Annotated in this window: 23 protein-coding genes, 1 pseudogene and 1 riboswitch; of the genes and pseudogenes, 12 read left to right on the top strand and 12 right to left on the bottom strand. The window is 60.7% G+C overall.

Going from position 1 to position 24,719, the window contains the following annotated elements; translation table 11 throughout:
- Window positions 1-210 precede the first annotated feature (210 nt).
- The 8 genes and pseudogenes from NKH05_RS20480 to NKH05_RS20445 form a co-directional block, all read right to left on the bottom strand.
- Window positions 211-354 (bottom strand): annotated as a pseudogene (locus tag NKH05_RS20480) (ribosome small subunit-dependent GTPase A); the annotation flags it as partial.
- Window positions 350-1,111, bottom strand: coding sequence for a hydroxymethylpyrimidine/phosphomethylpyrimidine kinase (locus NKH05_RS20475; protein ID WP_023717062.1), 762 nt, complete (start codon window positions 1,109-1,111; stop codon window positions 350-352). The gene NKH05_RS20475 and the pseudogene NKH05_RS20480, both read right to left, overlap by 5 nt.
- The gene (locus NKH05_RS20470) at window positions 1,102-1,707 is read right to left on the bottom strand and encodes a thiamine phosphate synthase (protein ID WP_023717063.1); all 606 of its coding nucleotides are present in this window, start codon (window positions 1,705-1,707) and stop codon (window positions 1,102-1,104) included. Before NKH05_RS20470 ends, NKH05_RS20475 begins: the two co-directional genes overlap by 10 nt.
- Complete coding sequence (locus tag NKH05_RS20465; protein WP_352494344.1) at window positions 1,704-2,477, bottom strand: thiazole synthase; 774 nt, start codon at window positions 2,475-2,477, stop codon at window positions 1,704-1,706. The genes NKH05_RS20470 and NKH05_RS20465 overlap by 4 nt, the downstream gene beginning before the upstream one ends.
- 3 nt (window positions 2,478-2,480) lie before the next feature.
- The gene (thiS, locus tag NKH05_RS20460; protein WP_023717065.1) at window positions 2,481-2,678 is read right to left on the bottom strand and encodes a sulfur carrier protein ThiS; all 198 of its coding nucleotides are present in this window, start codon (window positions 2,676-2,678) and stop codon (window positions 2,481-2,483) included.
- A complete protein-coding gene (thiO, locus tag NKH05_RS20455; protein WP_353025955.1) occupies window positions 2,647-3,648 on the bottom strand; it encodes a glycine oxidase ThiO in 1,002 nt (333 codons plus the stop codon). The genes thiS and thiO overlap by 32 nt, the downstream gene beginning before the upstream one ends.
- On the bottom strand, window positions 3,645-5,480 hold the full coding sequence (gene thiC / locus NKH05_RS20450) for a phosphomethylpyrimidine synthase ThiC (RefSeq protein WP_023717067.1): 1,836 nt from the start codon (window positions 5,478-5,480) through the stop codon (window positions 3,645-3,647). The genes thiO and thiC overlap by 4 nt, the downstream gene beginning before the upstream one ends.
- 103 nt (window positions 5,481-5,583) lie before the next feature.
- Window positions 5,584-5,700, bottom strand: a riboswitch (TPP riboswitch).
- A 182-nt stretch (window positions 5,701-5,882) separates the two neighbouring features.
- Window positions 5,883-7,427, bottom strand: coding sequence for a Fic family protein (locus NKH05_RS20445; RefSeq protein WP_023717068.1), 1,545 nt, complete (start codon window positions 7,425-7,427; stop codon window positions 5,883-5,885).
- 1,149 nt (window positions 7,428-8,576) lie between these two features.
- Here NKH05_RS20445 and NKH05_RS20440 point away from each other — a divergent pair.
- From NKH05_RS20440 to NKH05_RS20425, 4 genes are all read left to right on the top strand, one after another.
- Window positions 8,577-9,032 carry a YybH family protein gene (locus NKH05_RS20440; protein ID WP_051409569.1) on the top strand — a complete coding sequence of 152 codons (456 nt, stop codon included), beginning with the start codon at window positions 8,577-8,579 and terminating at the stop codon, window positions 9,030-9,032.
- Window positions 9,033-9,550: 518 nt separating this feature from the next.
- Window positions 9,551-11,548: a conjugal transfer protein TraG gene (locus NKH05_RS20435; protein ID WP_352589119.1), complete on the top strand. Its 1,998-nt coding sequence runs from the start codon at window positions 9,551-9,553 to the stop codon at window positions 11,546-11,548.
- Window positions 11,532-11,987 carry a CopG family transcriptional regulator gene (locus tag NKH05_RS20430; protein ID WP_352661268.1) on the top strand — a complete coding sequence of 152 codons (456 nt, stop codon included), beginning with the start codon at window positions 11,532-11,534 and terminating at the stop codon, window positions 11,985-11,987. Before NKH05_RS20435 ends, NKH05_RS20430 begins: the two co-directional genes overlap by 17 nt.
- A 382-nt stretch (window positions 11,988-12,369) precedes the next feature.
- Window positions 12,370-12,546 carry a hypothetical protein gene (locus tag NKH05_RS20425; RefSeq protein ID WP_352479403.1) on the top strand — a complete coding sequence of 59 codons (177 nt, stop codon included), beginning with the start codon at window positions 12,370-12,372 and terminating at the stop codon, window positions 12,544-12,546.
- Window positions 12,547-14,149: 1,603 nt separating this feature from the next.
- On the opposite strand, the gene NKH05_RS20420 is transcribed toward NKH05_RS20425, so the two are convergent.
- Window positions 14,150-15,034 (bottom strand): hypothetical protein, encoded by an 885-nt coding sequence (locus tag NKH05_RS20420; protein WP_352589260.1) that lies wholly within the window; start codon window positions 15,032-15,034, stop codon window positions 14,150-14,152.
- Between the two features lie 857 nt (window positions 15,035-15,891).
- Here NKH05_RS20420 and NKH05_RS20415 point away from each other — a divergent pair.
- Window positions 15,892-16,092, top strand: a complete 201-nt coding sequence (locus tag NKH05_RS20415) for a DUF2905 domain-containing protein (protein WP_352589125.1) — start codon at window positions 15,892-15,894, stop codon at window positions 16,090-16,092.
- A 409-nt stretch (window positions 16,093-16,501) separates the two neighbouring features.
- Entirely contained in the window at window positions 16,502-16,627 is a 126-nt protein-coding gene (locus NKH05_RS20410) for a hypothetical protein (protein ID WP_352589128.1), read from the top strand.
- A 241-nt stretch (window positions 16,628-16,868) separates the two neighbouring features.
- On the opposite strand, the gene NKH05_RS20405 is transcribed toward NKH05_RS20410, so the two are convergent.
- Window positions 16,869-17,129 carry a DUF3072 domain-containing protein gene (locus tag NKH05_RS20405; RefSeq protein ID WP_352884942.1) on the bottom strand — a complete coding sequence of 87 codons (261 nt, stop codon included), beginning with the start codon at window positions 17,127-17,129 and terminating at the stop codon, window positions 16,869-16,871.
- Window positions 17,130-17,397: 268 nt separating this feature from the next.
- Between NKH05_RS20405 and NKH05_RS20400 the strand changes: the two genes are divergently transcribed.
- Complete coding sequence (locus NKH05_RS20400; protein ID WP_352589134.1) at window positions 17,398-18,438, top strand: GSU2403 family nucleotidyltransferase fold protein; 1,041 nt, start codon at window positions 17,398-17,400, stop codon at window positions 18,436-18,438.
- A 227-nt stretch (window positions 18,439-18,665) separates the two neighbouring features.
- On the opposite strand, the gene NKH05_RS20395 is transcribed toward NKH05_RS20400, so the two are convergent.
- Window positions 18,666-19,052: a type II toxin-antitoxin system VapC family toxin gene (locus NKH05_RS20395; RefSeq protein ID WP_352589137.1), complete on the bottom strand. Its 387-nt coding sequence runs from the start codon at window positions 19,050-19,052 to the stop codon at window positions 18,666-18,668.
- On the bottom strand, window positions 19,052-19,309 hold the full coding sequence (locus NKH05_RS20390) for a type II toxin-antitoxin system VapB family antitoxin (RefSeq protein ID WP_352814174.1): 258 nt from the start codon (window positions 19,307-19,309) through the stop codon (window positions 19,052-19,054). The genes NKH05_RS20395 and NKH05_RS20390 overlap by 1 nt, the downstream gene beginning before the upstream one ends.
- 520 nt (window positions 19,310-19,829) lie before the next feature.
- On the opposite strand from NKH05_RS20390, the gene trbB reads away from it, so the two are divergent.
- The 5 genes from trbB (at window position 19,830) to trbJ (ending at window position 24,711) form a co-directional block, all read left to right on the top strand.
- Window positions 19,830-20,846: a P-type conjugative transfer ATPase TrbB gene (trbB, locus tag NKH05_RS20385; RefSeq protein WP_352589139.1), complete on the top strand. Its 1,017-nt coding sequence runs from the start codon at window positions 19,830-19,832 to the stop codon at window positions 20,844-20,846.
- Window positions 20,847-20,920: 74 nt separating this feature from the next.
- Window positions 20,921-21,184 (top strand): TrbC/VirB2 family type IV secretion system protein, encoded by a 264-nt coding sequence (locus NKH05_RS20380; RefSeq protein ID WP_353025999.1) that lies wholly within the window; start codon window positions 20,921-20,923, stop codon window positions 21,182-21,184.
- Complete coding sequence (locus NKH05_RS20375; RefSeq protein ID WP_352589142.1) at window positions 21,184-21,447, top strand: VirB3 family type IV secretion system protein; 264 nt, start codon at window positions 21,184-21,186, stop codon at window positions 21,445-21,447. The genes NKH05_RS20380 and NKH05_RS20375 overlap by 1 nt, the downstream gene beginning before the upstream one ends.
- Window positions 21,448-21,457: 10 nt before the next feature.
- Window positions 21,458-23,965 carry a conjugal transfer protein TrbE gene (trbE, locus tag NKH05_RS20370; RefSeq protein ID WP_352589145.1) on the top strand — a complete coding sequence of 836 codons (2,508 nt, stop codon included), beginning with the start codon at window positions 21,458-21,460 and terminating at the stop codon, window positions 23,963-23,965.
- Between the two features lie 32 nt (window positions 23,966-23,997).
- Window positions 23,998-24,711 carry a P-type conjugative transfer protein TrbJ gene (trbJ, locus tag NKH05_RS20365; RefSeq protein ID WP_353025998.1) on the top strand — a complete coding sequence of 238 codons (714 nt, stop codon included), beginning with the start codon at window positions 23,998-24,000 and terminating at the stop codon, window positions 24,709-24,711.
- The last annotated feature ends 8 nt before the right edge of the window (window positions 24,712-24,719 follow it).

Raw genomic sequence — 24,719 nt, 5'->3', positions numbered from 1 at the left:
TGCGGCTTTGCTGGTAGCGCACATCGTTCGGGACGATGGGGTCGCAGGTTCACGCTGCCACCCGCACCACTTTCTCTAATTTGGGTTGGGCGGTCACGCCGTTCGAATCCACTCCGACTCCCCGGACTGAACGAAACTGCGAACTACGAGCTGCCGATCCCCTCGAAACAAGAGGACCAGCTCTCCTCCTTCATGAATGATCGCTGCGACCGCGGCCGAATTGCTTCCACGAGGTCCGGTTCGAACCGCCGTGTTGTTGCGATTTTCGTCTAAGAGTTTGCGCCAGCGAGCAAGACGCTCAGGATCCAGCATACTAGCGGCCAAAGCTGCTTGTACCGCATAGCCGGGTTCATTCTGCTCCATTCCTCTGAAACGTGGCGAAGACAACCCGCTTGCTTTCGCGCACGCAGTCTTCAAGCGGCTTCGCCTTCGCCAGATGCGCCGCAATCGCGCTGGCCAGTATGCAACCTGTTCCGCGCATTGATGTGGCAAGGCGCGGTGTATCGACGTGGATGGGTTCATGATCGGAGCGTAATAAAATATCGGTCGATCGGAGTCCCGAGGCATGCCCACCCTTGATCAGCAGGGCCTGAGGGCCGGCGGCCAACAGTCTTTGTCCTTGTCGGAGCGCATCGTCCTCATCCACTGCCAGTTCGGAGCCAATAAGGTGTGCCAGTTCGGGAAGGTTGGGCGTGACAAGGCAGCAAAGCGGCATCAGATCGCGCTTCATGACAGCGATAGCGGCTGCCTGTAAGAGCGCCCGGCCTGAGGTGGAGGCCAGCACTGGATCGAGTACTGCCGGCACCTGTCGATTTTCGCGCAGTACGGCGGCAACCGCAGCGATGGTCTCGGCTGTTCCGAGCATGCCGATCTTGATTGCCGCCACTTCGTTGGCCTGCAGCGCGGCGCGCATCTGATCAGCCACCAGGCTTGGTGGCGAATGAAGGATTTCCAGTACGGCGTCGTGCGTTTGCACTGTGAGCGCGGTGACAGCGAGGCAGGTGCGCACGCCAATGGAAGAGATCGTCTCGATATCGCGTGCAATTCCAGCCCCACCGCTGGAGTCTGATCCGCCGACCACGAGCACATGCGGTTCTCGCCTCAGCGCCATGGCTTTGTCTTTTCGATCCATTCTCGCGTGCGCGCTTCGGGATCGGCATTCAAGGTGATGTCGGTGACCACCGCGGCGCTGTCCGCACCAGCCTCGAAGACACCGTCGAGCCGGTCGGGGTTGAGGCCGCCGATGGAGACCAATGGGATCGGCGCCACCCGATGCTTCCACTCGCTGATCCGCTCGAGCCCTTGCGGCGCCCATTTCATCTGCTTCAGGACGGTGGGATAGATGGGGCCGAGCGCGATATAGTCGGGCTCGGCAGCGATGGCCGTTTCCAGTTCGAGATGATCGTGCGTGCTGAGCCCAAGCTTCAATCCGGGGTACTTAATCGCCAGCAGGTCGGCCGCAGCCAAATCCTCTTGGCCGAGATGGACGAAGTCGCAGCCTTCCTCAATGGCGAGCCGCCAATGGTCGTTGACGATCAGTTGGCAACCATGGACCGCGCAGACGCCGTTCGCGCGGCGGATTTCCGTCCGCAACGTGGCCTCGTCCCTATCCTTGATGCGCAACTGAACCAGCTTGACGCCAAGCGGCACCAGCCGTTCGATCCAGGCGGCGCTGTCGACGATCAGGTAGAAGGGGTCGAGCTTCATGAAAAAACTGCCCTGCCAATTGTCGGCGTCGACGGCACGGCGACGTCCTGCGGTTCGAGCATTCCCGAGTTGAAAGCTTCACGACCGGCCTCGACCGCCTTGCCGAACGCACGCGCCATGCCGACCGGATCGGCCGCCTTGGCGACTGCGGTGTTCAGGAGTACGGCGTCAAAGCCGAGCTCCATGACGGTTGCCGCGTGCGACGGCCGTCCGAGCCCCGCATCCACGATCAGCGGAACGCCTGGGAAATGTGCGCGCATCGAGCGCAGCGCCGGAATGTTGATCGGCCCGAGGGCGGAACCGATCGGTGCACACCACGGCATCAGAACCTGGCAGCCCGCCTCCAGCAGTCGCTCGGCGACGACAAGATCGTCGGTGGTATAGGGGAATACATCAAAACCGTCCTCGCACAGGATGCGGGCGGCCTCGACCAGCCCGAACACGTCCGGCTGCAGCGTGTCGTGGTTGCCGATCACTTCGAGCTTGATCCAGTTGGTGCCGAAAACTTCGCGCGCCATCTTCGCGGTCGTGACCGCTTCCTTGACGGAGTGGCAGCCGGCAGTGTTGGGCAGGATTCTGACGCCGAGCGAGCGGATCAACGACCAGAATTGTTCGCCGGCCCTGCCGCCTGCCATCTCACGGCGTAACGAGACGGTTACCGCCGAAGCGCCCGACGCCTTGACGGCCTCGGCAAGGATGGCCGGCGATGGATATTGAGCGGTGCCGAGAAGCAGGCGGGAGGCAAGCGACGTTCCGAGAAGATCGAACATGGCCTAGCCTCCCTGCATCGGTGAGAGGATTTCGATCCGGTCGCCGTCGCTCAACCGGAATTCCGCCCGGTTGGCTTTGTGCACGAGTTCGCTGTTGACGGCCGTTGCCAGCCAATCGCCTTCATAGTCGAGCGCCGCAAGCAGCTCGGCCAGCGTGGTGGCTGCAACCTCATGCACTTTGCCGTTGACCGTCAGTTTCATGAGCAAGCTCCTTCGTTCCGTCTTGATGGAAGACCAGGTCGGCCGCCTGGCGCGCCATGGCAGGGGCGAGAAGAAAGCCATGGCGATAAAGCCCGTTGACTGCGACGGTGCTTCCATGTGCCTCGACACGCGGCAGATTGTCGGGAAAAGCAGGACGGACGCCGACACCGGTTTCAACGATCCCGGCCTCGCCGAATGCCGGATGGAGGGCATAGGCGGCACCCAGAAGCTCCATCATCGAACGCACCGTGGCCGGCTCGGCGGACCCGCTCTCGATCATGGTCGCACCGACCATGAAACACTGGCCGGTGCGCGGCACCACATAGAGCGGAAAGCGCGGATGAAGCAGCCGGACCGGGCGCGACAGCGAGATGTCGGGCGTGCGCAGGATCAGCATTTCGCCGCGAACGCCACGTAGCCGGTCATCGATGGCTGCCATTCCCGTGCAGTCGATCTGATGATCGAAACCAAAAACATGCCAGACCTCGGTGCCGAAGTGAAACTCGACACCCATGGCTGCGAGCTTGTCATGAAGCGCTGCCATCGCCTGACGCGGGTCGAGATGCGCCTCGTCGGAGAAGAGCACTCCGCGCCGGAAGCGGCCGGCGAGGTCGGGCTCCAGGAGCGCAATTTCGTCTTCATCGACACGCCGATGGCCCGAGGTGCGGCTGGCGAAGCGGTCGATCTCGCCCGCATCGCGCGGCGCGGCCACGACCAGCGTTCCGGCCCGCGTCACCTGGCCGGGGGTTGCGGCATCCCACCAGTCGGCGGCACCGCGCCCGAGATCCAGCACCGGCTGCTCGGCGCTTTCGCGCTCGCACCATGGCGCCAACATGCCGCCGGCGAACCACGACGCATTGCCCCCAAGGCCAGGCCTTGTCTCGGCAACGGAAACCGCCGCGCCGCGTGCGGCGAGCTCGAAGGCGGCGGTGAGGCCGGCAACGCCGGCCCCTTTGACCAGCACCTTCATGATGGCTCACGTGGCTGAGGTATGAGCGGTGCGCCGGTCTCGTCCGCCGGCAGGTAGAGATCGCCGCCCTCGCGGTATTTCGCCGCCATCGCCGCCATGCCCTCCTTCTGCGCTTCGGTGCGGATGTCGTGGGAAATTCGCATCGAGCAGAATTTCGGCCCGCACATCGAGCAGAAATGCGCCAGCTTGTGCGCCTCCTTGGGCAAGGTCTGATCGTGGAAGGACCGCGCGGTTTCGGGATCGAGCGACAGGTTGAACTGGTCCTCCCAGCGGAATTCGAAGCGCGCGCGGGAAAGGGCATCATCCCTGACTTTCGCCGCCGGATGACCTTTTGCCAGGTCGGCGGCATGGGCGGCTATCTTGTAGGTGATCACGCCGATCTTGACGTCGTTGCGATCGGGAAGGCCGAGATGCTCCTTGGGCGTGACGTAGCAGAGCATGGCGGTGCCGAACCAACCGATCATCGCCGCGCCGATGCCGGAGGTGATGTGGTCGTAGCCCGGCGCGATGTCGGTCGTCAGCGGCCCAAGCGTATAGAACGGCGCCTCGCCGCAGACGGCGAGCTGCTTGTCCATGTTCTCCTTGACCTTGTGCATCGGCACGTGGCCGGGGCCTTCGATCATTACCTGGCAATCCTTCGCCCAGGCGATCTGTGTCAGCTCGCCGAGCGTCTCCAGCTCGGCGAATTGTGCTGCGTCATTGGCGTCGGCGATCGAGCCAGGACGAAGGCCGTCGCCCAGCGAAAAGGACACGTCATAGGCGCGGCAAATGTCGCAGATCTCGGCGAAATGTTCGTAGAGGAAGCTTTCCCGGTGATGATGCAGGCACCATTTGGCCATGATCGAGCCACCGCGCGAGACGATGCCAGTGACCCGGTCAACGGTCAGCGGGATGTAGTGCAGCCGCACGCCCGCATGGATGGTGAAATAGTCGACGCCCTGTTCGGCCTGTTCGATCAGCATGTCGCGGTAGACCTCCCAGGTCAGGTCCTCGGCGATGCCGCCGACCTTTTCGAGCGCCTGATAGAGCGGCACCGTGCCGATCGGAACCGGCGCGTTGCGGACGATCCAGTCGCGGATGTTGTGGATGTTGCGGCCGGTCGACAGGTCCATCACCGTGTCTGCGCCCCAGCGGATCGCCCACACCATTTTTTCGACCTCTTCAGCCATCGACGATGTGACGGCGGAGTTGCCGATGTTGGCGTTGATCTTGACCAGGAAATTGCGACCGATGATCATCGGCTCGCTCTCGGGATGGTTGATGTTGGCGGGAATGATTGCGCGTCCGCGCGCCACCTCATCACGCACGAAATCCGGCGTGACGAAATCGGGCAGTGTCGCGCCGAAAGCCTCGCCGTCGCGCTCAAGCTTGCCGTGCAGGATCTCGCGACCAAGGTTCTCGCGGATGGCGGCGAACTCCATTTCGGGTGTGATGATGCCGGCGCGCGCATAGGCAAGCTGCGTCACCGCCTTGCCTGCTTTGGCTCTGAGCGGTTGATGGCGAATGGGAAATTCCGGCGTCAGGCGTTCGCCCGTCGCGAATCCGTTGTCCTCCGGCCGGACATGGCGGCCGTCATAGGCCTCGACATCGCCGCGCGCCGTAATCCATTCGTGGCGAAGCCGTGCAAGGCCATTTTCGATGCTGGTTTCGACAGTCGGGTCTGTATAGGGGCCGGACGGATCGTAGACGGTGACGGGCGGTTCGCCGGCCGTCGGATGGACGGAGATTTCGCGCATCGGCACCCTGATCTGCGGGTGGATGGCACCGGGCTTGTGGATTTTTCGTGAGGCGGGCAGCGGTCCCGTCGAGACTGCGGGGGTGAGGGCATTCATCTTGAGGCTCCTTTGCTCGTTGCATTGGAGACCCAGTTCTGTGCCGGGAGGATGAAAAGACGCTTCTGTCGACCTGCCGAAACAGGACCTCGGGCGTAAACTCCCGCAAGCGCTTGCACCGTCCCTACGCCAGTATGAACTGGATCAGGTTCAACGGGTCACTGCGCCGCGAATGCCAGCAGTATCTCAGCCCCTTGCCGGGACTCCCCTGGTGAATGCGTGAGGTTGGACGGGACGGCTCCGGTTTGTCAAGCGCGTTCTGGCCGCGGCTGATCGGCGGCCGGTCAGACCGTGCGGAAAAAATCGTGCATGTCTCGGCGACAAGTCAAGCCTCGGAGATGAAGGCAGGGACAAGGGAATTACAAACCGTCGGACTAAAAATCGATCCTGATGATCACACCTTCAATGGGCACCAAAGGTTTGCGCGTAGATCGCCTCGATTCTTCCTGCCTCGTCACTGGTCAGCGTGGCGAATTCCTTTTCGCGCGCGCGGTTCGATAGATGTCCATCATTCTGGTGAAGAAAACGGAAGAGCAGATCGGTCAACCGCTCGGGCATGTCAATAAAGGCGTCCACCTGCTGCCGGAACTGATCGTAGCGCTGCAGAAATGCGGTTTCCTCGGGAAGGTCCCGTTCGATCGTCCGCTGAACGCAGGCATAGAGGAATTCGGCGTGCGGGGTTGCATCGAAGAACCGGTAGAAATCACCGGTGTCATTCAGCACCCGGACGTTGAATTGCGGCGTCGGTTCCCATTCCACCAATGGCAGAAGGCGCTGCGAATAGCTCTCGAGCACGCCCCTGTACTCGTTGATCTGGTCCAGGATCGCGGCCGAGACGGGAAAGACCACTCCCGGCGGATTGAAGCCGCGCATGGCAAGGACGTGGTGGATTAGGTAGCGGTGAATGCGGCCGTTTCCGTCCTCGAACGGGTGAATGTAGACAAAGCCGAAGGCGAGGATTGCGGCGGCTACGACTGCATCAAGGTTTTGCGCGGGGCCCTGATCGAACGCCGCCATTCCATCGATTAGCCGCGGCAGGTCCTCGGGCCGAGCGCTGATGTGATCGGGCAAGGGCGTGCCGTTGTCTCGGTCATGCTCACCGACGAAACCTCCTTCTTTTCGGAAGCCAAGTCTTGCGAAACGGGCGTCGCCAAGTACAATTCTTTGCAGACGCAGCAGCTCATCGCGATCGATCGGCCAGCGGCCGGCTTCGCCGATGGCGCGGCCCCAGCGCTGGATGCGATCTTGCGGCGGGCGCTCGCCCTCGATCGCATAGCTTGATCGCGAGTCTTTGAGCAAAAGAAAGGCGGCGGTCCGAGCAAGAAGGTCGCGCGGCACGTCCGCTACGATTGCCTCCGCGCGCCGCGGTAGTTCAAGGCCGATGAATTTTTCGAGAATCTTGGTGCGGAACACCAGAGGGCAGAACTCACGCGTGCCGGGGAGATTGTCCCTTACGCGGTAGCGCGAAGCGGTCTTGTCGGGTCCGGGCCACTGCAGCTCGGGATCGACAACCGGAATGTATCGTCCGGCCGCCGCGTCCGGCAGATCGATACGGGCGCCCCTCAGCCATTCATATAAAAACCAGATGCGGCGGGCATAACTGCCGGTCGGGCTTTCACGGACCAGCGCCTCGATCGGCGCGGGACCGGTCACTTGGAACAGCCGCTTGAGGACGGCAAGGTCCAGTCCCTCGTACTTGAGCGCAAAGGTCAGGTGGCCTTCGAGGGTAGGATTTGGGGCGTGGCGGGGGGTCATGATCCGCCAGCCATCCCGTTCGGTAATGCGATGATGCTCGCCCGTGGCGAACAACCTACGGGGCAAGGGCACGGCGAGCCTGTAGGCTCCGACCAGGGCGCTGTACCCGGCCGGGGTCGCCGTTTCAGGAAGGCGGATTTCCTGAAAAACGGTAACAGGACCTGAAAATTGGTGCTCTTGCACCGGAGGCATGAAAAGCGAATCCTTTCATCGAATTTTGGTTCAGCTGGGCCAACACCTGTGAAAAATGATCCTATTCCATGAAAATTGATGCCACAAGACAAATTTTCCGAAAACCGATTCTAAACGGTGCTGGAGTCATCAAGCAAGAACTCCGCCACCGGCTCAAGGAAGCGACTTCATGACAAAAAGGTGAGTCCAGGAACCGCCATTCGCCCGTCTCTTAGTCACGAGGCCGGCACGGATGGCCCGCCTTACGTCGAGCCGGATTGCTCGAGGAGAACCGCGCCGTTCGGGGCTCACTCATAGAGCGCTCCGGCGCGCGATCCCGATTTGATAGCCGCGATCACGCTCGCGACTGATCTTGGTGACGTGGCGGCGTCGGAGTAGAAAACTGATGCAGGATCTCGGTGGCGTCGTGTGTGTGTGTGTGTGACCTGAAGTGAGTTCTCTGCGGTATGGGGGACGGCACGCAGCGCGCGCGTCTTCTCGGCAAACAGATCGACGAAGCGGCACCGAAGGGAAGTTCCTGGCATTCATTCTCGCCATCGCTGCCCCAATTTGCCGACCGGACTGCCGATCGATCTCGCCCAATACTTTGCGCGCGCAAGGGCCGAAGTTGAACTGGGTGGCACCTGCTCATTCGGGAGCTAACTCATGCTTGGCGCGCTAGCCCGAGAGAGCTGTGCCTGATCGAATGCGTGAAATCGTAGCTCGGGTGGAGAGGCTGACACGGTCATCTGTCACCCGCCTTCGGGCTGTAACGGAAAGCGCGACATCGTCTCCAATGCTCGTTCCCCACGTCGAGGGCCCAGCGGCTTGGCTGCGGGGGGACTGTCAGCTAGTGGCCGCTGGGCCTTGACGACCAGCGAGCGTAAGAGGAGGCCCTGCGCTGGCTGACGAAAACTTGCGAGCAAAGCCACGGAAAAGCATCATTCGAACGAACTCTTTCGTCGAGACGAGGAGGGCAGTGAGGCGGTAGCCGCCGCTTTGAAGCTCTCCGGCAGCTGCTACGCTGGTCGTTCAGAGGGTCGCAGCTGCGCTTGCGCCGTCATATCAGATAAGTCTAATATAATCCGCGCCTAGCCATCGAACGCCGCGGCGCCCTCGGGTCGGCGCTATTCATCGGGTGGGCATGTCGGGTACGCAAGGGAGGACGAAATGAGACTGGTTCAGTCATTTGCATTTGCTGCTGTGCTGCTTCTTTCGTCTGCATTGTCTGCGGCCGCCCACTCGGCTCGTGAGGACATCGAAGCGGCGTTGGTAAAATTCATGGACGCCTTCAACAGCGGAAACGCAGCAGCGGTAGGTCAAATGTATACCGACGATGCCGCTCTGCTGCCACCCGACGGCAAACGCGTCGATGACCGCAAGGGCGTGGAAGAATTCTGGCAGGGCGCAATCAAGGCCGGGATGAAGAATCTCACCCTGAAGGCGCTGGAAGTGGAAGGGAGCGGGAATCTCGCCTACGAAGTTGGCGCATTTACGCTCAGTGTGCCGAGCAAAGGCGGTGCCCCTTCCACCGTTGCGGGCAAGTACATTGTCGTTTGGAAAAAAGGGGGCGACGGGACATGGCGCCTGCATCGGGACATCTGGAACTTAGGTGCGGCCCAATAGATTCCGCGATCCGTGAGGCCGGCGCGGCTTGCAACAGTTCCAACGAAAGTCCATGGCAATAGTTGATGTGACTGAATTGATTAACAAAATTGAACAGACTTGATGGGTCTGCTCATCGAGTCGGCTCTGGATCTATCGCGCTACCGATCAGGGAGGCGGTAAGATTCGAGCTCAGCAGAACGGCTGACCACCACTTGCCGGGACTAGAGTGTTCTCCGGCTCGGCGCGCCGCTGAGGACTCTTGTTCATTTGGTCATGCGCAATCCGTGGTTCTCCAAGAACCCGTCCATCTCGTCAAATGCCATCTGAGCCGAGACAACTAACTATCATTGGGCAAGTAGCGGCTGAACGGCTCCAGAAGAAAGCAGCCCCCCTATGCTCGTTCAACATTCGAGATCGCATCGGGCAAGTCTTTCCACGTGCGGGTACGCCATGCTGCTTCGACCGCCCCTTTTTTCTTGCGGATTTAGGAATTCGAGCTTTTCGGTTGTTCCGATCATCCATTTGGGAAACGACCGATGCCGGCAAGCAAGGTTTTATGGGGCCAGATACTCACCGCCTTTCTGATCGTCGTCGCGACAACATGGGGAGCAACACAGTGGACGGCAGGGCGGCTCGACTTTCAAAGCCAACTCGGTCCGCCGTGGTTCGAATTGGCTGGACACCCCGTTTATCCGCCGCCAGCCTTTTTCTGGTGGTGGTTTTTCTACGACGCCTACGCGCCGAACGTCTTCCTGGAGGGCGCGGCGATTGCGGCGAGCGGAAGCCTCATGGCTATCGTCGCAGCGATCGGGACGTCGCTGTGGCGGGCGCGCGAGGGAAAGGATACCACGACTTACGGCTCGGCGCGCTGGGCGACGCGAGACGAAATCAAGGCCGCTGGGATGATCGGTCAGGATGGGGTGATCCTGGGTATGTTGGGCCGACACTATCTACGCCACGACGGTCCGGAACACGTGCTATGTTTCGCACCGACCCGAAGCGGCAAAGGCGTCGGCCTGGTCGTGCCGTCACTACTGACCTGGCCGGGTTCGGCAATCGTCCACGACATCAAAGGCGAAAACTGGGAACTGACGGCCGGATGGCGGGCCCGTTTCGGCCAGGTGCTTCTGTTCGACCCGACCAATGCTGGATCCGCAGCCTACAATCCTCTGCTGGAGGTGCGACGGGGCGAGTGGGAAGTTCGAGATGTGCAGAACGTGGCGGATGTCCTGGTCGACCCAGAAGGCACATTGGAACGCCGCAACCACTGGGAGAAGACCAGCCATGCGTTGCTGGTCGGCGCAATACTGCACGTGCTCTATGCGGAGAAAGACAAGACCCTCGCAGGCGTGGCGAACTTCCTTTCTGATCCAGAGCGGCCAATCGAGGCAACGCTGCGCGCCATGATGCTGACGCGGCATTTGGGTGATGCAGGCCCGCATCCCGTCGTGGCGTCGGCTGCTCGGGAACTGCTTAACAAGTCCGAGAACGAGCGTTCCGGCGTGCTCTCGACGGCCATGAGTTTTCTGGGCCTCTACCGCGATCCAGTTGTGGCCAAGGTGACGTCATACTGTGACTGGCGGATCGCAGACCTTGTCGAGGAGGCACGGCCGACGACGCTCTATCTGGTCGTGCCGCCATCGGACATCAGTCGCACAAAGCCGCTGATGCGACTCGTGCTTAACCAGATCGGCCGCAGGCTCGCCGAAAATCTTCACGCGAAGGATCACCGGCAGCGTCTTTTGATGCTGCTGGACGAGTTTCCCGCGCTCGGCAGGCTCGATTTCTTCGAAAGCGCGCTGGCCTTCATGGCCGGGTATGGCATCAAGTCGTTCCTGATTGCACAATCGCTCAATCAGATCGAGAAGGCCTACGGACCGAACAATTCCATCCTCGACAATTGTCATGTGCGGGTGAGCTTCGCCACGAATGACGAGAGGACGGCCAAGCGCGTCTCAGACTCTCTGGGGACCGCGACCGAGTTGCGCGCCATGAAAAACTATGCGGGGCACAGATTGTCGCCCTGGCTCGGGCATCTGATGGTCTCGCGGCAGGAAACGGCGCGTGCACTGATGACGCCGGGCGAGATCATGCAGCTGCCCCCGACCGAGGCGATCATTATGATCTCGGGCCAGTTCCCAATCCGTGCGACGAAGGCACGCTACTTTGCCGACCCGCGTCTTGCCGAGCGTGTCTTGCCGCCGCCAAGGACCGGAGGGACAATGCAGAACGCTCGCTCTGAGGACTGGACCGACACGACACTTCTTGCTGAGCCGGAAGGCAAATCTCGCAAGCTGAGGCTTGCCAGGGATCAGCAGGACGAGGATCCGGCCAATGGCGGCATTCGCCGCCAGCCCGAGCTTCCCGAACACGAAGACATCGCGCCGGAACGAACGCCACGCTGCGACGATGAGTTCGACCTCGACAGGGACGAGCCCGATGATGACGCCGTTCGTCGCCGCAGTGTCGATCAAGCCATGAGACGCGCAGCTCGTCAGGCCGCCCTTGACCCCAATGATGGCATTGAGCTTTGAGCGCATGAAGAACGCCAAGAAAAGACGTCTGTCTGCCTATCTCGACCCTGACGTAATGAGGGCACTGGCAGATTACGCTGGGCGGCGCGAGGTCTCGCTGTCACTGGTCGCCGAGGCTGCGCTCGCGTCGTTCCTGTCGCCGGACGCCGAAGAACGAAAGCAAGCGGCGATCACTCGCCGCCTCGACCAGATCGATCGACGCGTGCAGCGGGTCGAGCGTGACGTCGGAATTGCTATTGAGACGCTAGCATTGTTCGTCCGGTTTTGGCTCAACTCGACTCCAGCCTTGCCGGAATCGGCGCAAGCGGAGGCGCGTGCCAAGGGCTTGCAGCGCTACGACAATTTCGTCGATGCGCTCGGTCGCCGGCTCAGCAAAGGACCAAGGCTCAGGCAGGAGATAGCCGACGATGTTCCGCCAGCGCCGCCGGCAACTGGATGAGGTGCCGGCAAGACAGGCGCTTCAAAAGCCCAACCCCGGTGCCCGATTGCGGAGCTATTTTGCGCAGCTGATACCCATCAGATCACCTTTCATCGGAGCGGCGGACCTCGGCATTCGTCTCCACAGTCGATCTCGGCTAGCAGTGTGCCTTGCCGGATTGGAGTTCTTTCGACCGCGCATGCTTGGTTGAATTCGAGCCTCGCCGCCCCGAGGAACAGGTTCTTGCCCGCGCCGTACCAAAGATTGATAATCACTTTGAAACTGCCCGGTGGCACGGTATCGCTGCCGAACCGGACATCAGGTCTTTCCTTGGCGCAATAACTTTGAAACAAATCCTGCTGGCAGGCGTTCCAGCATAGCGGGCGGGTTTCCGGAGGACCCAATGCCCGACGAATACAATGACATCGTCATCCCCCAAGACCACGACGCATTGCCACTTCGGGAGGAGGAGTATTTCGTCGTCTGCCCGGCGTGCGGCCAGGCATTCGACATCAGGTGTATGGCAGAGGCGCTTCATCACAACGAGCTGGGCCATCAGCCCTACGACCTCGACTCGTAGTCGCCGGCGTTGCCGTCGGGTCAGCTTACAACGAATCCCTGTCGCGAGGGCGTAGCTTTGCCGGCACGCTGTGTCGTGACAGACACCTTGCAGGCTTTCAGCGACGACTTGATTGCCGTTGCGGTTGTTGTCGATGTGGCCGTGGCTGTCACCGACCGGTTGTTAACCCAGGGGAGGGCGCTTACTCCACCGCAACCATGTCGTCCAGTTCCGTCGCGACGCACCGAAGCAGACTTTTTGCGGGCATCGGTGGCGGGACGAACATGTGATCTCCATAATGGATACGAGCCGGCGCCCATCGCGTCTGACCGGCGACCAAGCGCTCGCTGCAGAGAAAAGTTCCCGTCGAGCGGGATGCCGCGTTGCCTTCACACGGGATGTGCTGGTCGTCTCCTTCCACAGCGCACACGTGCCACGCGTCCTGGACGGGCGCGCCGCCTGTTGCCGAGAGCGACGATCGCGAATGCGAAGATCTGACTTGCTTCACCGGTAATCCGAAAGCGCCAGGAACGCGCTACGCTGGGCGCCTGCCCTAGCGTCGAGCTCCCATTTATCCGTTCGTCCGCTCCATATCCGACTGGACAGCGCGGCACCCTTGGGCTGTTCAAAGGCGCTTGCATCTTCCCCGCGCCGACACCGGCTGTTGTCTCGCCGGAGCGTTAACCCGTTGGAGCCCGGCGGGGCTTTCTCAGCCTAGTGATCGCCGACTTATCGACAGTAATCACCCCGCCGCAGTCAATGCGCACAGTGAGTTTGTTCCCTCCGCAATCGATGCGGGTAACGTCCCCAACAAGAACCACTCGGTCGCCGGCCCGGACTTTCGGTGGCGGATCAATCGTATAAGGATGGTCATACGAAGGAATGCTCACCCTGGCGCGCCCGCTGGGGAGAATCGCGATGACGATACCTGCTAGCGCAACCTCATCGCCGACCTCAAATTCACCAGGCATGTTAACGTGCAGCATGGTGTTCCTCCCGATGCTTTCCTAATTCACGCTTTGCTAAATTAATGCCCGGCCAACCAGGTTGGTTGCTTGCAATCGGCTTCGTACGGTTCCGCACAATTCCAAGCTGGGGTATGCACTCCCAGTTGGCCTCGGATCGGCCTTTGTGTGCGTCAAATTCTGCAGAAATGGTTTAACATTTCAGCGATGACCTTGGCGCGCTTGCCCAACCACGTGTTAGCGGAGCGACGGACTTCCTCTCGGTCCGGCGATGGCCATAAAGGGTGCGTGGAGCGGAGGAACGCCGACGCCGGAAACAGGTATCGCGTGCTGTTCCCAAAGTGACGGCTCCCTCGGAGCGGAAGTTGAACACAGGCCCACCGTTAGGTCCGGCTTCCAAACGTCATAGAAGCCGCTTGACGGCTTTACCTGCCACGCTGGTTATTGGAGCCGAATAGTCAATGCGGGTGTCGTGCGCCTAAGCGCAAGTCAAATTCGTTTTCAGGCTCGGGATATTCAAGGCCAGCGGCGCTATCATCCGGTAATATTCAGCCAGGCCATATGTTGTTCGCTATCGTTGCACATGGGAGGCTCCGATCGGGGGACATTTCAATCACAATGGCAACCGGACAGACGCTGGAAGCGCCGGGCCTGAAAGGCTAGAACGATGACACAAGCTTTGCCCTTCTTCGCGCCAGGCTTCGAGCTTTTTGGCGAGCGATCCTGAGCTCGGGCAGCGTTGGCTGCCACCAGCCTCGTTGCCGTTCCGCTAACTCGGCAGCACGCCGAGCGGGCCATGTTCTAATCAATTCAGCCAACGTCGCCGGACGCCATCTGCCCCAGACATGGTCGACGTCCGCCTCGATCAAATGCGGATAGAACGCTGCTAATTCCGAGGCGTCTACGAGTTCACCCGAAATGTCGGTGAAGACGACGATGCCGTATTGCTCCGTCGCCACGGTAAGGCCAAGCCGGGGTAAATCGTCAGCAGGCAATGGATAGCGACGTCGCCTGCGTTCGGCATACCGCAATCTAGCGGCTTTATCTTCCTCGGAGTCTTTGGACGCTTCCCGTCGCCGTTTCCTCTCGTCCGGTTCTGCGCGGCCTGCGGCCCTTTCGATGCTTGGCCAATGGCGCCTCAACTCCTCGTATGAGCGGAAAGGCACCCTCCAGGCCCGCAGTTCGTCGTCCCAGCTCGCCCATGGAACGGCTCGCAGTTCCTCGAGGACCGTCCGCGAATATGGCGTGCGGATGCGCAGGTCGTCCGCGATTTCCAGATACCGGCTCGACAGGGGATCGAAGGCGAAGGCATCCCGTCCCTTGCTGTCATCATATGCTACTCGTAGATCCGCCTCTTGCGCCATCCAGCGCTGGACGCGCCGCGCGGCAGTCTTTCCCGGCACGAACCAGCTTCTGCGCTCGTCACTCCACCTGGCGCGCGGGAATGCCTGTCGAAACCGCTCAACCGCCGCGCGATCGTACGGAAAGCGCGCTTCGGCACCAGGAGCTGGCTGCGGTGCACCAGGGGCGTCGGATTTTTTCATCAGATTGCAAAGCACAGCACTGCTCTCAAACAACGCGGTGCAGCTCATTTGGGTCCAAGAACACCAGAACGTACGGTCAGAGCCGCAAGGGGAAGCCAATGAGGCGATCGGTGAAACTGCTCAACGCGCCCGGCGTGGCGAAACCTTCGCCGCGCCGGATCGTTATTCTGCTCCAGGAGAGGTCCACTCATGCCCAGACGAGATGCAGAAAACCCAACGGCCAGACGGCCAACTAGCCCTCGTTCGCGTCCCCTGAAAGGCGAGGAGACGGAAGTGAACCACATCGTCGAAACGCAAAGTGTGTCGCCAGCCCAAGCGCGAGAGCTTGTGCGGCGCCACGGAAACGATTGGCGTAAGATCGATGAAGCCGCCAAGTCTTATAAGGACGACAGCTAAGCACTTCAGGCCGGGCGGGGAAAGGGGGCATTGTCACGGCAATCCGCGGGTGCGATGGAGCGGATCGGCTTGAGGTGAGAATGACCACCGTCGCAACCTTCAACGTAAAGGGCGTCGTCAACTGCCCAATGACTGCATACGAATTGTTTGCCTCCATGAATTAAAGACGCCGGACGAGAAGTTCCTTTGGGTGCCCGCAACGATACCAGGTATCCTCGGCGGCGATCAACGAGGAGAACGGCATTCGGACGGATTGGTGATAAGGCATCGACGACTCTGAGCATTTGGGACACCGTAGGCCCTGACCAGGACGAATTGCTTCGCGCAGTCGGCGATGCTGACTACGAGACAGCGAAGATAGACAGGAAGAACCAAGAGAAATTGAGGCGCAACGACAGCAAAACAGCAATGAGAATGAGCCCAGCCAAGGGCAGCCACCATAGTCCCGGTCGGATGCCGCCATGTCCAGAACTCTGATCGTCGTTGGTTTGATCATAGTTGCCATAGGCCTATTGTGGCCTTGGGTGTCTCGGATCGGTCTGGGCAGATTGCCCGGTGACATCGTGATCCAACGTGAGAACTTCACGTTTTATGTTCCGATCGGCACCGGGATTCTGATCAGCATCGTGCTTTCGTTTGTTCTGTGGCTACTCAACCGATAGCGAGGACGGCGAGCCCGCGTCGCCGGAGGATAAGAACGACGCGGGCCGATCGGAGATATCCGATCTGGCAGCAAAAATATGAGGGAAAGAGTTGCTGCGTGGGCAGAACTTTCCCTGCGCGCCGGTGTTCCATCGCGTGAGTAAAAAAGCCCGCCGCACAGGTTGGTGCGGCGGGGGCGATCAAGCGCTGTTGCACCGGGCGGGGGCTCGGGGTCGGCATGCCCTGTGCGCGTGGATCACAGGGACTTTAGATGCATCAGCTGCAATGCGTCCACCAACCGACGGTTGGACAACACGAGGCTTGATTCCGAGAGCTTTCTCTCAGTGCCGAAGGGGCAAGATAGTTGCAGGAACTCAGTCTTCGCGCGGCACGTTGCTAAGTCGTTGACCTTCGCAAAGGATGCATGCAATGGCGAAAGACATATCTCGCGAGGAAGAGCAACGCGGCACCGAAAAAGTTCTCTTCTGGGGCGCTGCAATCGCCCTTGTCCTTTTTGTGTCTCTGCAGACCATCGCCATCATCGGGACGTCCTGATCTGTTTCGACAGCAGGATTGGACCAGCGGGCGCGAGGTCTTGGTGAGCTTAGGGCGGATGCCGGGCTGCTGCACCCTAAAAGCCGCTCCCATCCGCCGTCTGTCGTCTCGATCGCGAGTCGAGCGGCAATGCGCTGAATCAGAAAAATTAAATAGCACGGGTCACAACCTGCAGCAAAACTGTCCAAATTCGACCCGCTCGAGCTGTCCTTCGCTGGATACGAAAGCCCACGAGCGGACGCTACAGGCCCAACTTCTCCCGGAGTACATCAATGCGTTTAGAAGCTTCCGCCTTGCTGAGGCCGCCAGCATAGGCGTCAGGGTCGTCGGCCTGTTCGGCCAGAGTTTTCAAATAGGAGGCTTGTGCGGGAGTCATTGGGTCATCTCCGCTGACCCAATCTTCCGGGTCCTTTTCGACATTTGCCGATGTCTCGATTTTTGGGTTGTGCCGGTCGGCCATGATCAATCTCCCTTGATGATCACCACAATGAGAAATGATCATGATTTGTTCCGCCACTTTGGTAGCCTTTCTCACACCGTTTGCACCGGCCCGGTCTGCGGATCGAATGGAACCAGCGAAGGCCGTGTCCGAGCGGCGCTTTTGCTTCGACTGCGTTGCCGTAGAAAAGCTGCTCTGTCGTCATATTTTTTAATTAATACAGCTACTTCAACAGTCGCAATGGAATCACGTGAGAGCTGTTGCAACTGGCCGCTCCGCCGCCTATTGTGTATTGCAACAGCTCGGAGCTAAATGCAGGGTAACTGTTGAATTGGCTGATTTTGTTGAATTAAATAACGATCAGCGTCGGGAAAAAGTCAATTCCGACCAACGCTTCATTGCGCTCAAGGAGGCCCAAAGGAAGGCGAAGAGCTTTCGGGGATCCCTCGTCTGGCACACCGTGAACGGCATTGACCACTTGATGCGAAGCTACTACGACGCCGCTGGCGTACGACACCAAAAGGCAGAGGGTCGGCGCTCGCCGGCGAGCGAAGCTGTCAAGGCGGATTGGGAAACAGCTCGCGCGTCCGCCCAAGAAACGCTCTCTGCGCGACAGGAGCAGATGGAGCGCCAATCTGCTGTCAATCGCGCGCTCCGACTTGGACGTGTTCCCCTGATCGCCGCAAGAATTATCAGGGCAATAGATAACGCCGGTCTTCTCGGGGAAGGCATTCGTATTGCCGGCACGAATGCGATCTACGCCTATGAGGCGGCGGCCGGAGTGTTCGTGGATCCCGGAATCACATCGACCCAAGATATCGATCTCCTCATGGACTCGCGCCAGTCCCTCCGGATCATGTCTGGCGCCAACGTCGAACATGGAGCGCTCATCAACCTTTTGCGCAAGGTCGATCGGTCTTTCGAGCGTTCATCCGCCACGTTCCGCGCGGTGAACCGCGACGGATACCTCGTGGATCTGATCAAACCGCTTGCAAACCCGGCGTGGAAGCCGAGCCGGGAAACTGTCGGGAAGGCCGACGACGAATTGGTGCCCGCCGAGATCGCCGGCCTGGCATGGTTGGAAAATGCCCCTGCTTTCGAAGCAATCGCCATCGATGAAAAAGGCGGACCGTTGCGGCTCGTGGTTCCCGATCCGCGTATTTTTGCCGCTCACAAATTCTGGGTCTCAAAACGAGCTGATCGCGAGCCAATCAAGCGCCGTCGCGACCTGGCCCAAGCGCAAGTGGTTGCCTGGCTGACGACGCAATATCTCGAGCATCTCCCCTACAAAGCAAGCGAGCTTCGGGTCCTACCAAGGGCCGTTTTCGACGAAGCCCATCATTTATTCGCGCGACCAGCGTCGCGGCCGTGAATGTCTGAGCTACATGTTGGCCGGCTGGATTGGCCCTCAACTTCCAACCGATCGAAGACGCGGCCCAGCAGCGCCAGATCGAAGGGACGAAAGACGCCAGCTTGCTCTGCTTTGGGACCAATTGGCATGACGCCCCTTGATGCAGGCCCAGCCGACAGAATCGAAACTGATTGGGCGCTATTACAGGGTTCAAGCTGGAGACAGCCGATGATCTTAGAGTCTCGTGCTCATGCCGGTTCGATATCCGTTTGGGAGAAGTCTTTGCCGATGAAAAGCAGCGGTTCGTCTGCACGCTTTGCCAAAGCATAGGAGAGGCAATCGGCAAAATTCAGTGCCGCCGGGTGGTGGCCCTTGCCGTAGGTCAGCCAACCCTGGGTCGCCAGATCAACCAATTCGGAGTCGACAGGAATGATGTCGGCCTCGATTTTGCGCAGCCAAAGATCGATCTCGGCCAACGCGTGTTCGCCGCGCCTGCTGACCAGCACCATGCGTGCCTCGAGCACGCAGGTTGCCGGGACCAGACGGATTGGGTCGGAGACCAGCGCTCGTTCCAGCCTTGCTGCCTCAGGCTCGCTCCGAAGGATCGCTACAACAGCTGAGGTATCGATCACCATCAGTTAGGAATTCCATGCTCGTCATACCCGATGATCTCCTCGTCGCTGCGATTATCCAGTTCAGGCAATCGTGCCACTCTTTCTCGGATGGCGCGCAATTCTGCCACCAGACGCTCCTGAGCGGTCTCTCCAAAGCCCAAGCGATGCAAGCGCTCGCTAAGGGCCTGGTGAATGGCTGCTGTCTTAGTGATACCCTGGCGGCGTGCGAGTTCATCGGCGAGAGCAACGGTGGCCGGATTTTTGATGTTCAGGGACACGAGAAACTCCAAAAATCTACCTTTCTGACAATTTCTACCATAGTTCTCTAGGCTCTTCAACATACCTGCTAGCCTCGCCTACAGCCGCGCCGCGCCGGGGGCCGACCTCTGTGTGGACGTGGCTCGTCGCGCCAACCGGCTGCTCGCGGCGGCGCCGAACTTCGCGGCAGGGACGCCGACGAGATGGTGGCGCTGCTGATGGAAGACATCACCCCTTGAAGTGTCGGGCGGTCGATGACACTGGTCGGTGGGTCTCGATCGGCGAAAGCGATCCTTGTTGGTCGATGCCAGCAGCAGATATGCCTTCTCGTAGATATAGCCGCCTGTTCTTTTTGAGCGGCGATGGCCAGTCGGGCACCGGGTTGCTGAGCTATCGCGGTCGCGGCACCGCATTTCGCAAGTCTCTGCACGTCATCGCACGATCGCCGGCTTTGCTTGTTGCAAGGCCGACGCTCCTGCCTTTTCTAATGATCCCCGACCGCGGCACGAAACAGTTCGTGGCGAGAAACGGGGACCCCGCATGGCGACCAACCATCATGCCAGCAAGAGAGTGGTGTCGCGCGGCGCGCGCATGCTCCGCACCGCTCTCGGCCCGGCCATAGCAGCCTTCCTTGACGATCCAGCCATTGTCGAGGTGATGCTGAATCCCGACGGTCGCCTGTGGGTTGATCGTCTCAGCGAAGGACTCGTTGCAAGCAATGAAATCCTGATCGCGGCCGACGGCGAACGGATCGTCAGGCTGGTGGCGCACCATGTCGGTGCGGAGGTGCATTCGGGCTCGCCGCGCGTTTCGGCTGAACTGCCTGGAACCGGCGACCGGTTCGAGGGTCTGTTGCCGCCTGTTGTCGCGGCACCAACATTCGCCATCCGCAAGCCGGCAGTCGCGGTGTTCACGCTTCAAGACTATGTCGCCGCCGGCATCATGACCGAAGGCCAGGCTGACGTCCTGCAGCTTGCCGTGGAGACACGGAAGAACGTGCTGGTGGCCGGCGGCACATCGACGGGCAAGACCACGCTGGTCAACGCGCTTTTGGCGGAGCTGGCCAAATCCGCCGACCGCGTCGTGCTGATCGAGGATACGCGCGAGTTGCAGTGTGCTGCGCCCAATCTTGTGGCGCTGCGCACCAAGGATGGTGTCGCCTCGCTTTCCGATCTGGTGAAGTCGTCGTTGCGACTTCGGCCCGATCGCATTCCGATCGGCGAGGTACGCGGCGCGGAAGCGCTCGATCTGTTGAAGGCCTGGGGCACCGGCCATCCCGGCGGCATCGGCACCATTCACGCCAATTCTGCCATTGGCGCACTGCGCCGACTGGAGCAGCTCGTGCAGGAGGCCGTCGTTACGGTTCCGCGCGCACTGATTGGCGAAACCATAGATCTCATCGCGGTTCTCGCTGGCCGCGGCTCAGCGCGCCGGCTCGTCGAGATCGCCTTGGTCGACGGGCTCGATCCGGCCACCGGCGACTATCGCACCCTGGAAGCAAATCTCGAGACCACAACGACCTTGAATCACCACTCGCCCTATGGAGCTTCAGAATGACCCAGATCCGCTTCAATTCATCGGCTTTCCGCAAGCCTGTCGTGGAGCTGTCGTATGCGGCGACCGCTGCGATCATGATGATTGCACCCGCCCATGCTGCCGGTTCTTCCATGCCCTGGGAGGAGCCGCTTCAGCAAATCCTCGAATCGATCGAGGGACCAGTCGCCAAGATCGTGGCGGTGACCATCATCATCATCACCGGCCTTTCGCTCGCCTTCGGCGACACCTCAGGCGGATTTCGCCGGCTGATCCAGATCGTCTTCGGGCTGTCGATCGCTTTCGCGGCAAGTTCGTTCTTCCTGTCCTTTTTCTCCTTCGGCGGCGGAGCGCTGATCTGATGGATGAGGAGATCCGTGGGTTTTTCGCGCCGGTTCATCGCGCACTCACCGAACCGATCCTGCTCGGCGGCGCGCCGCGTGCAGTCGCGATTGCCAACGGCACGCTGGCCGGCGCGGTCGGATTGGGACTTCGTTTGTGGATCGCGGGGCTCATCATCTGGGCGGTCGGGCATGTTGTGGCCGTCTGGGCGGCAAAGCGCGATGCGCAATTCATCGATGTGGTTCGCCGGCACCTTCGCTATCCCACGCATTTCGGATGTTGAGGTTTTCGCCATGATGAACCTCGCGGAATACCGAAAGAAGAGTGCCAGCCTCGTCGATTATCTGCCTTGGGCCGCCCTGGTGGCGCCGGGCGTGGTGCTCAACAAGGACGGCAGTTTTCAAAGAACGGCGCGTTTTCGCGGGCCGGATCTGGACTCCGCCACGCCGGCCGAGCTGGTCGGCAAAACCGCGCGGCTCAACGGCGCGCTGCGCCGTCTCGGCTCCGGCTGGGCAATTTTTGTCGAAGCGCAGCGCAATCCCGCCAGCGGCTACCCCGACAGCCGGTTCCCGGATTGTGCATCCGCACTTCTCGACATCGAGCGTCGCGAACAGTTCGAAGACTCCGGTGTGCTGTTTGAAAGCAGCTACTTTCTCACCTTCGTGTGGCTGCCTCCGGCCGAGGAGGCGTCGCGAATGGAGAGCTGGCTCTACGAAGGCCGGGAAAAGACCGGTGTCGATCCGTGGGAGCTCCTGAAGAGTTTTGTCGATCGCACCGACCGCGTGCTCAACCTCATCGAAGGCTTCGTTCCGGAATCTGACTGGCTCGACGATGGGGAGACGCTGAGTTACCTGCACTCAACCATTTCGACCAAGCGGCATGGCGTTCGCGTACCAGAAACGCCGATGCATCTCGATGGCCTGCTTGTCGATCAGCCGCTGGCCGGCGGGTTAGAGCCGAGGCTTGGCGAGGCGCATCTGCGCACACTCACCATCACCGGGTTTCCGACGATGACCTTCCCGGGGATTCTCGACGACCTTAATCGCCTTGCCTTCCCCTACCGCTGGTCGACGCGGGCGATCATGCTCGACAAGACCGACGCGACCAAGCTGGTGACGAAGATACGCCGTCAGTGGTTCGCGAAACGGAAATCTGTCGCCGCGATCCTCAAGGAGGTGATGACCAACGAGGCGTCCGTTCTCGTCGACACGGATGCCGCCAACAAGGCGGCCGATGCGGACGCAGCGCTCCAGGATCTGGGCTCTGACCAGATCGGCGAAGCCTATGTCACCGCCACCGTGACTGTCTGGGATGCCGATCCCTCGATTTCCGACGAAAAGCTGCGTCGGGTCGAAAAGATCATTCAGGGCAGGGACTTCACCTGCATCGCCGAAAGCGTCAACGCTGTCGAGGCTTGGCTGGGCAGTATCCCTGGCCATGTCTATGCCAATATTCGCCAGCCGCCGCTTTCCACGCTCAACCTCGCGCACATGATTCCGCTCTCCGCGGTCTGGGCAGGGCCGATCGAGGATGAGCACTTTGGCGCTCCGCCGCTGTTCTTCGCCAGAACGGAAGACGCCACGCCGTTCCGGTTCAGCCTGCATGTTGGAGATGTCGGCCACACTCTCGTCATCGGCCCGACCGGCGCCGGCAAGTCGGTCCTGTTGGCGATGATCGCGCTTCAGTTCCGGCGGTACCAAAACAGCCAGGTCTTTGGCTTCGATTTCGGCGGCTCAATCTGCGCGGCCATGCTCGCCATGAATGGCGATTGGCACAGTCTCGGAAGCAATGCCCCAGGCGGGCAGGGGTCTGACGATCCGTTGTCCTTGCTCACCTTGGCCGATCTGTCGGACGACGTTCACACCGTGTCGCTGCAGCCGCTTGCCCGCATCCATCATACGCCAGAGCGGGCCTGGGCGGCCGACTGGCTTTTCGACATTCTACTGCGCGAAGGCGTGGCCATCACGCCGCAGGTCAAGGAACATCTGTGGTCGGCGCTGACGTCGCTCGCTTCTGCGCCAGTCCAGGAGAGGACGCTGACTGGCCTGTCCGTGCTGCTGCAGTCCTCGCTACTGAAACAGGCGCTTGGTCCCTATTGTATCGGCGGTGCTTATGGCCATCTGCTTGATGCCGAGCATGAGCGTCTCGGCGAAGCCTCCGTCCAGGCGTTCGAAACCGAGGGCCTGATCGGCACAGGTGCTGCTCCCGCGGTGCTTGCCTATCTGTTCCACCGCATCGAGCAGAGGATGGACGGCCGGCCAACACTGCTGCTCATCGACGAGGGCTGGCTGGCGCTCGACGATGGCGGTTTCGCCGACCAGCTGCGCGAATGGCTGAAGACGCTGAGAAAGAAGAACGCCAGCGTGGTCTTCGCCACGCAGTCGCTTTCCGACATCGACGGATCGCCAATCGCGCCGGCAATAGTTGAAAGCTGCCCGACGCGGTTGTTCTTGCCAAACGAGCGCGCCATCGAGCCACAGATCACCGAGATCTACCGACGCTTTGGTCTCAACGATCGCCAGATCGAGATCATCGCCCGGGCGATACCGAAGCGCGACTATTACTGTCAAAGCCGCCGCGGCAACCGCCTGTTCGAACTGGGGCTCGGTCCGATCGCGCTGGCGCTCTGCGCCACGTCGTCCAAATCGGACCAGGCCGCGATCGAACGGATTATCGCCGAGGCCGGCCGAGACCATTTTCTCGAGGCTTGGCTAGCGGAGCGCGGTCTCTCCTGGGCGGCCGACCTCATCCCAAATCTCACCAATGTGATCGACCAGTCCACAGAGGAGATTTCGTCATGAATTCCGTTCTTGCAGGCAGCCTTATCCGTCGCATGGCGGCAGCCGGCGCCATCGCGGTCGCCACGGCGCTTTCATCGGCACCAGCATCGGCGCTGATCGTGTTCGATCCCAGGAACTATGCCGAAAACCTGCTTTCGGCATCGCGCGCCCTGGAGCAGATCCATAACCAGATCACCTCGCTGCAAAACGAAGCGCAGATGCTGATCAACCAGGCGAAGAATCTCACTTCGCTGCCGACCTCGCTGCTTGGCCAGATCGAGGGCAATTTTTCCGAGATGAAGGCCCTGCTCGGCGAGGCCGAGAAGCTGGCCTATAGCGTCCAGGACATCGAGAGCCAGTTTGCCTCCACTTACAAGAATTTCGGTTCGGATCTCTCCAGCCAGCAGCTTGTTGAGGGTGCGCATCAACGCTGGCAGACCTCGGTGTCTGCCTTCGAGCATTCGCTGAAAACCGGCGCCGTCGCAGTCGACAACATCGCAGGGACACAAGAGCAGACGAGCGCGCTGGTCAGCGCCAGCCAGTCGGCTGTCGGCGTGCTGCAGGCGACGCAGGCCGGCAACCAGCTTCTTGCCCTGCAGGCCAAGCAAGTTGCCGATCTTACCGCGATGCTGGCGGCACAAGGAAGAGCCGAGGCCCTTGAGCAGGCAAGGAGGGCGGCAGCGCAGGAGCAGGCGCGGGAACAGTTCAGCCGTTTCATGACGGGCAGCAGCTACAGCCCGTCATCCGTAAAAATGTTCCACGACTGAGGCGAAGA

This window comes from Mesorhizobium sp. M1399 (assembly GCF_040317735.1).
Lineage (GTDB): Bacteria > Pseudomonadota > Alphaproteobacteria > Rhizobiales > Rhizobiaceae > Mesorhizobium.
Note: the sequence above shows the minus strand (reverse complement) of the source record. Positions and strands in the feature narration are given on the sequence as shown.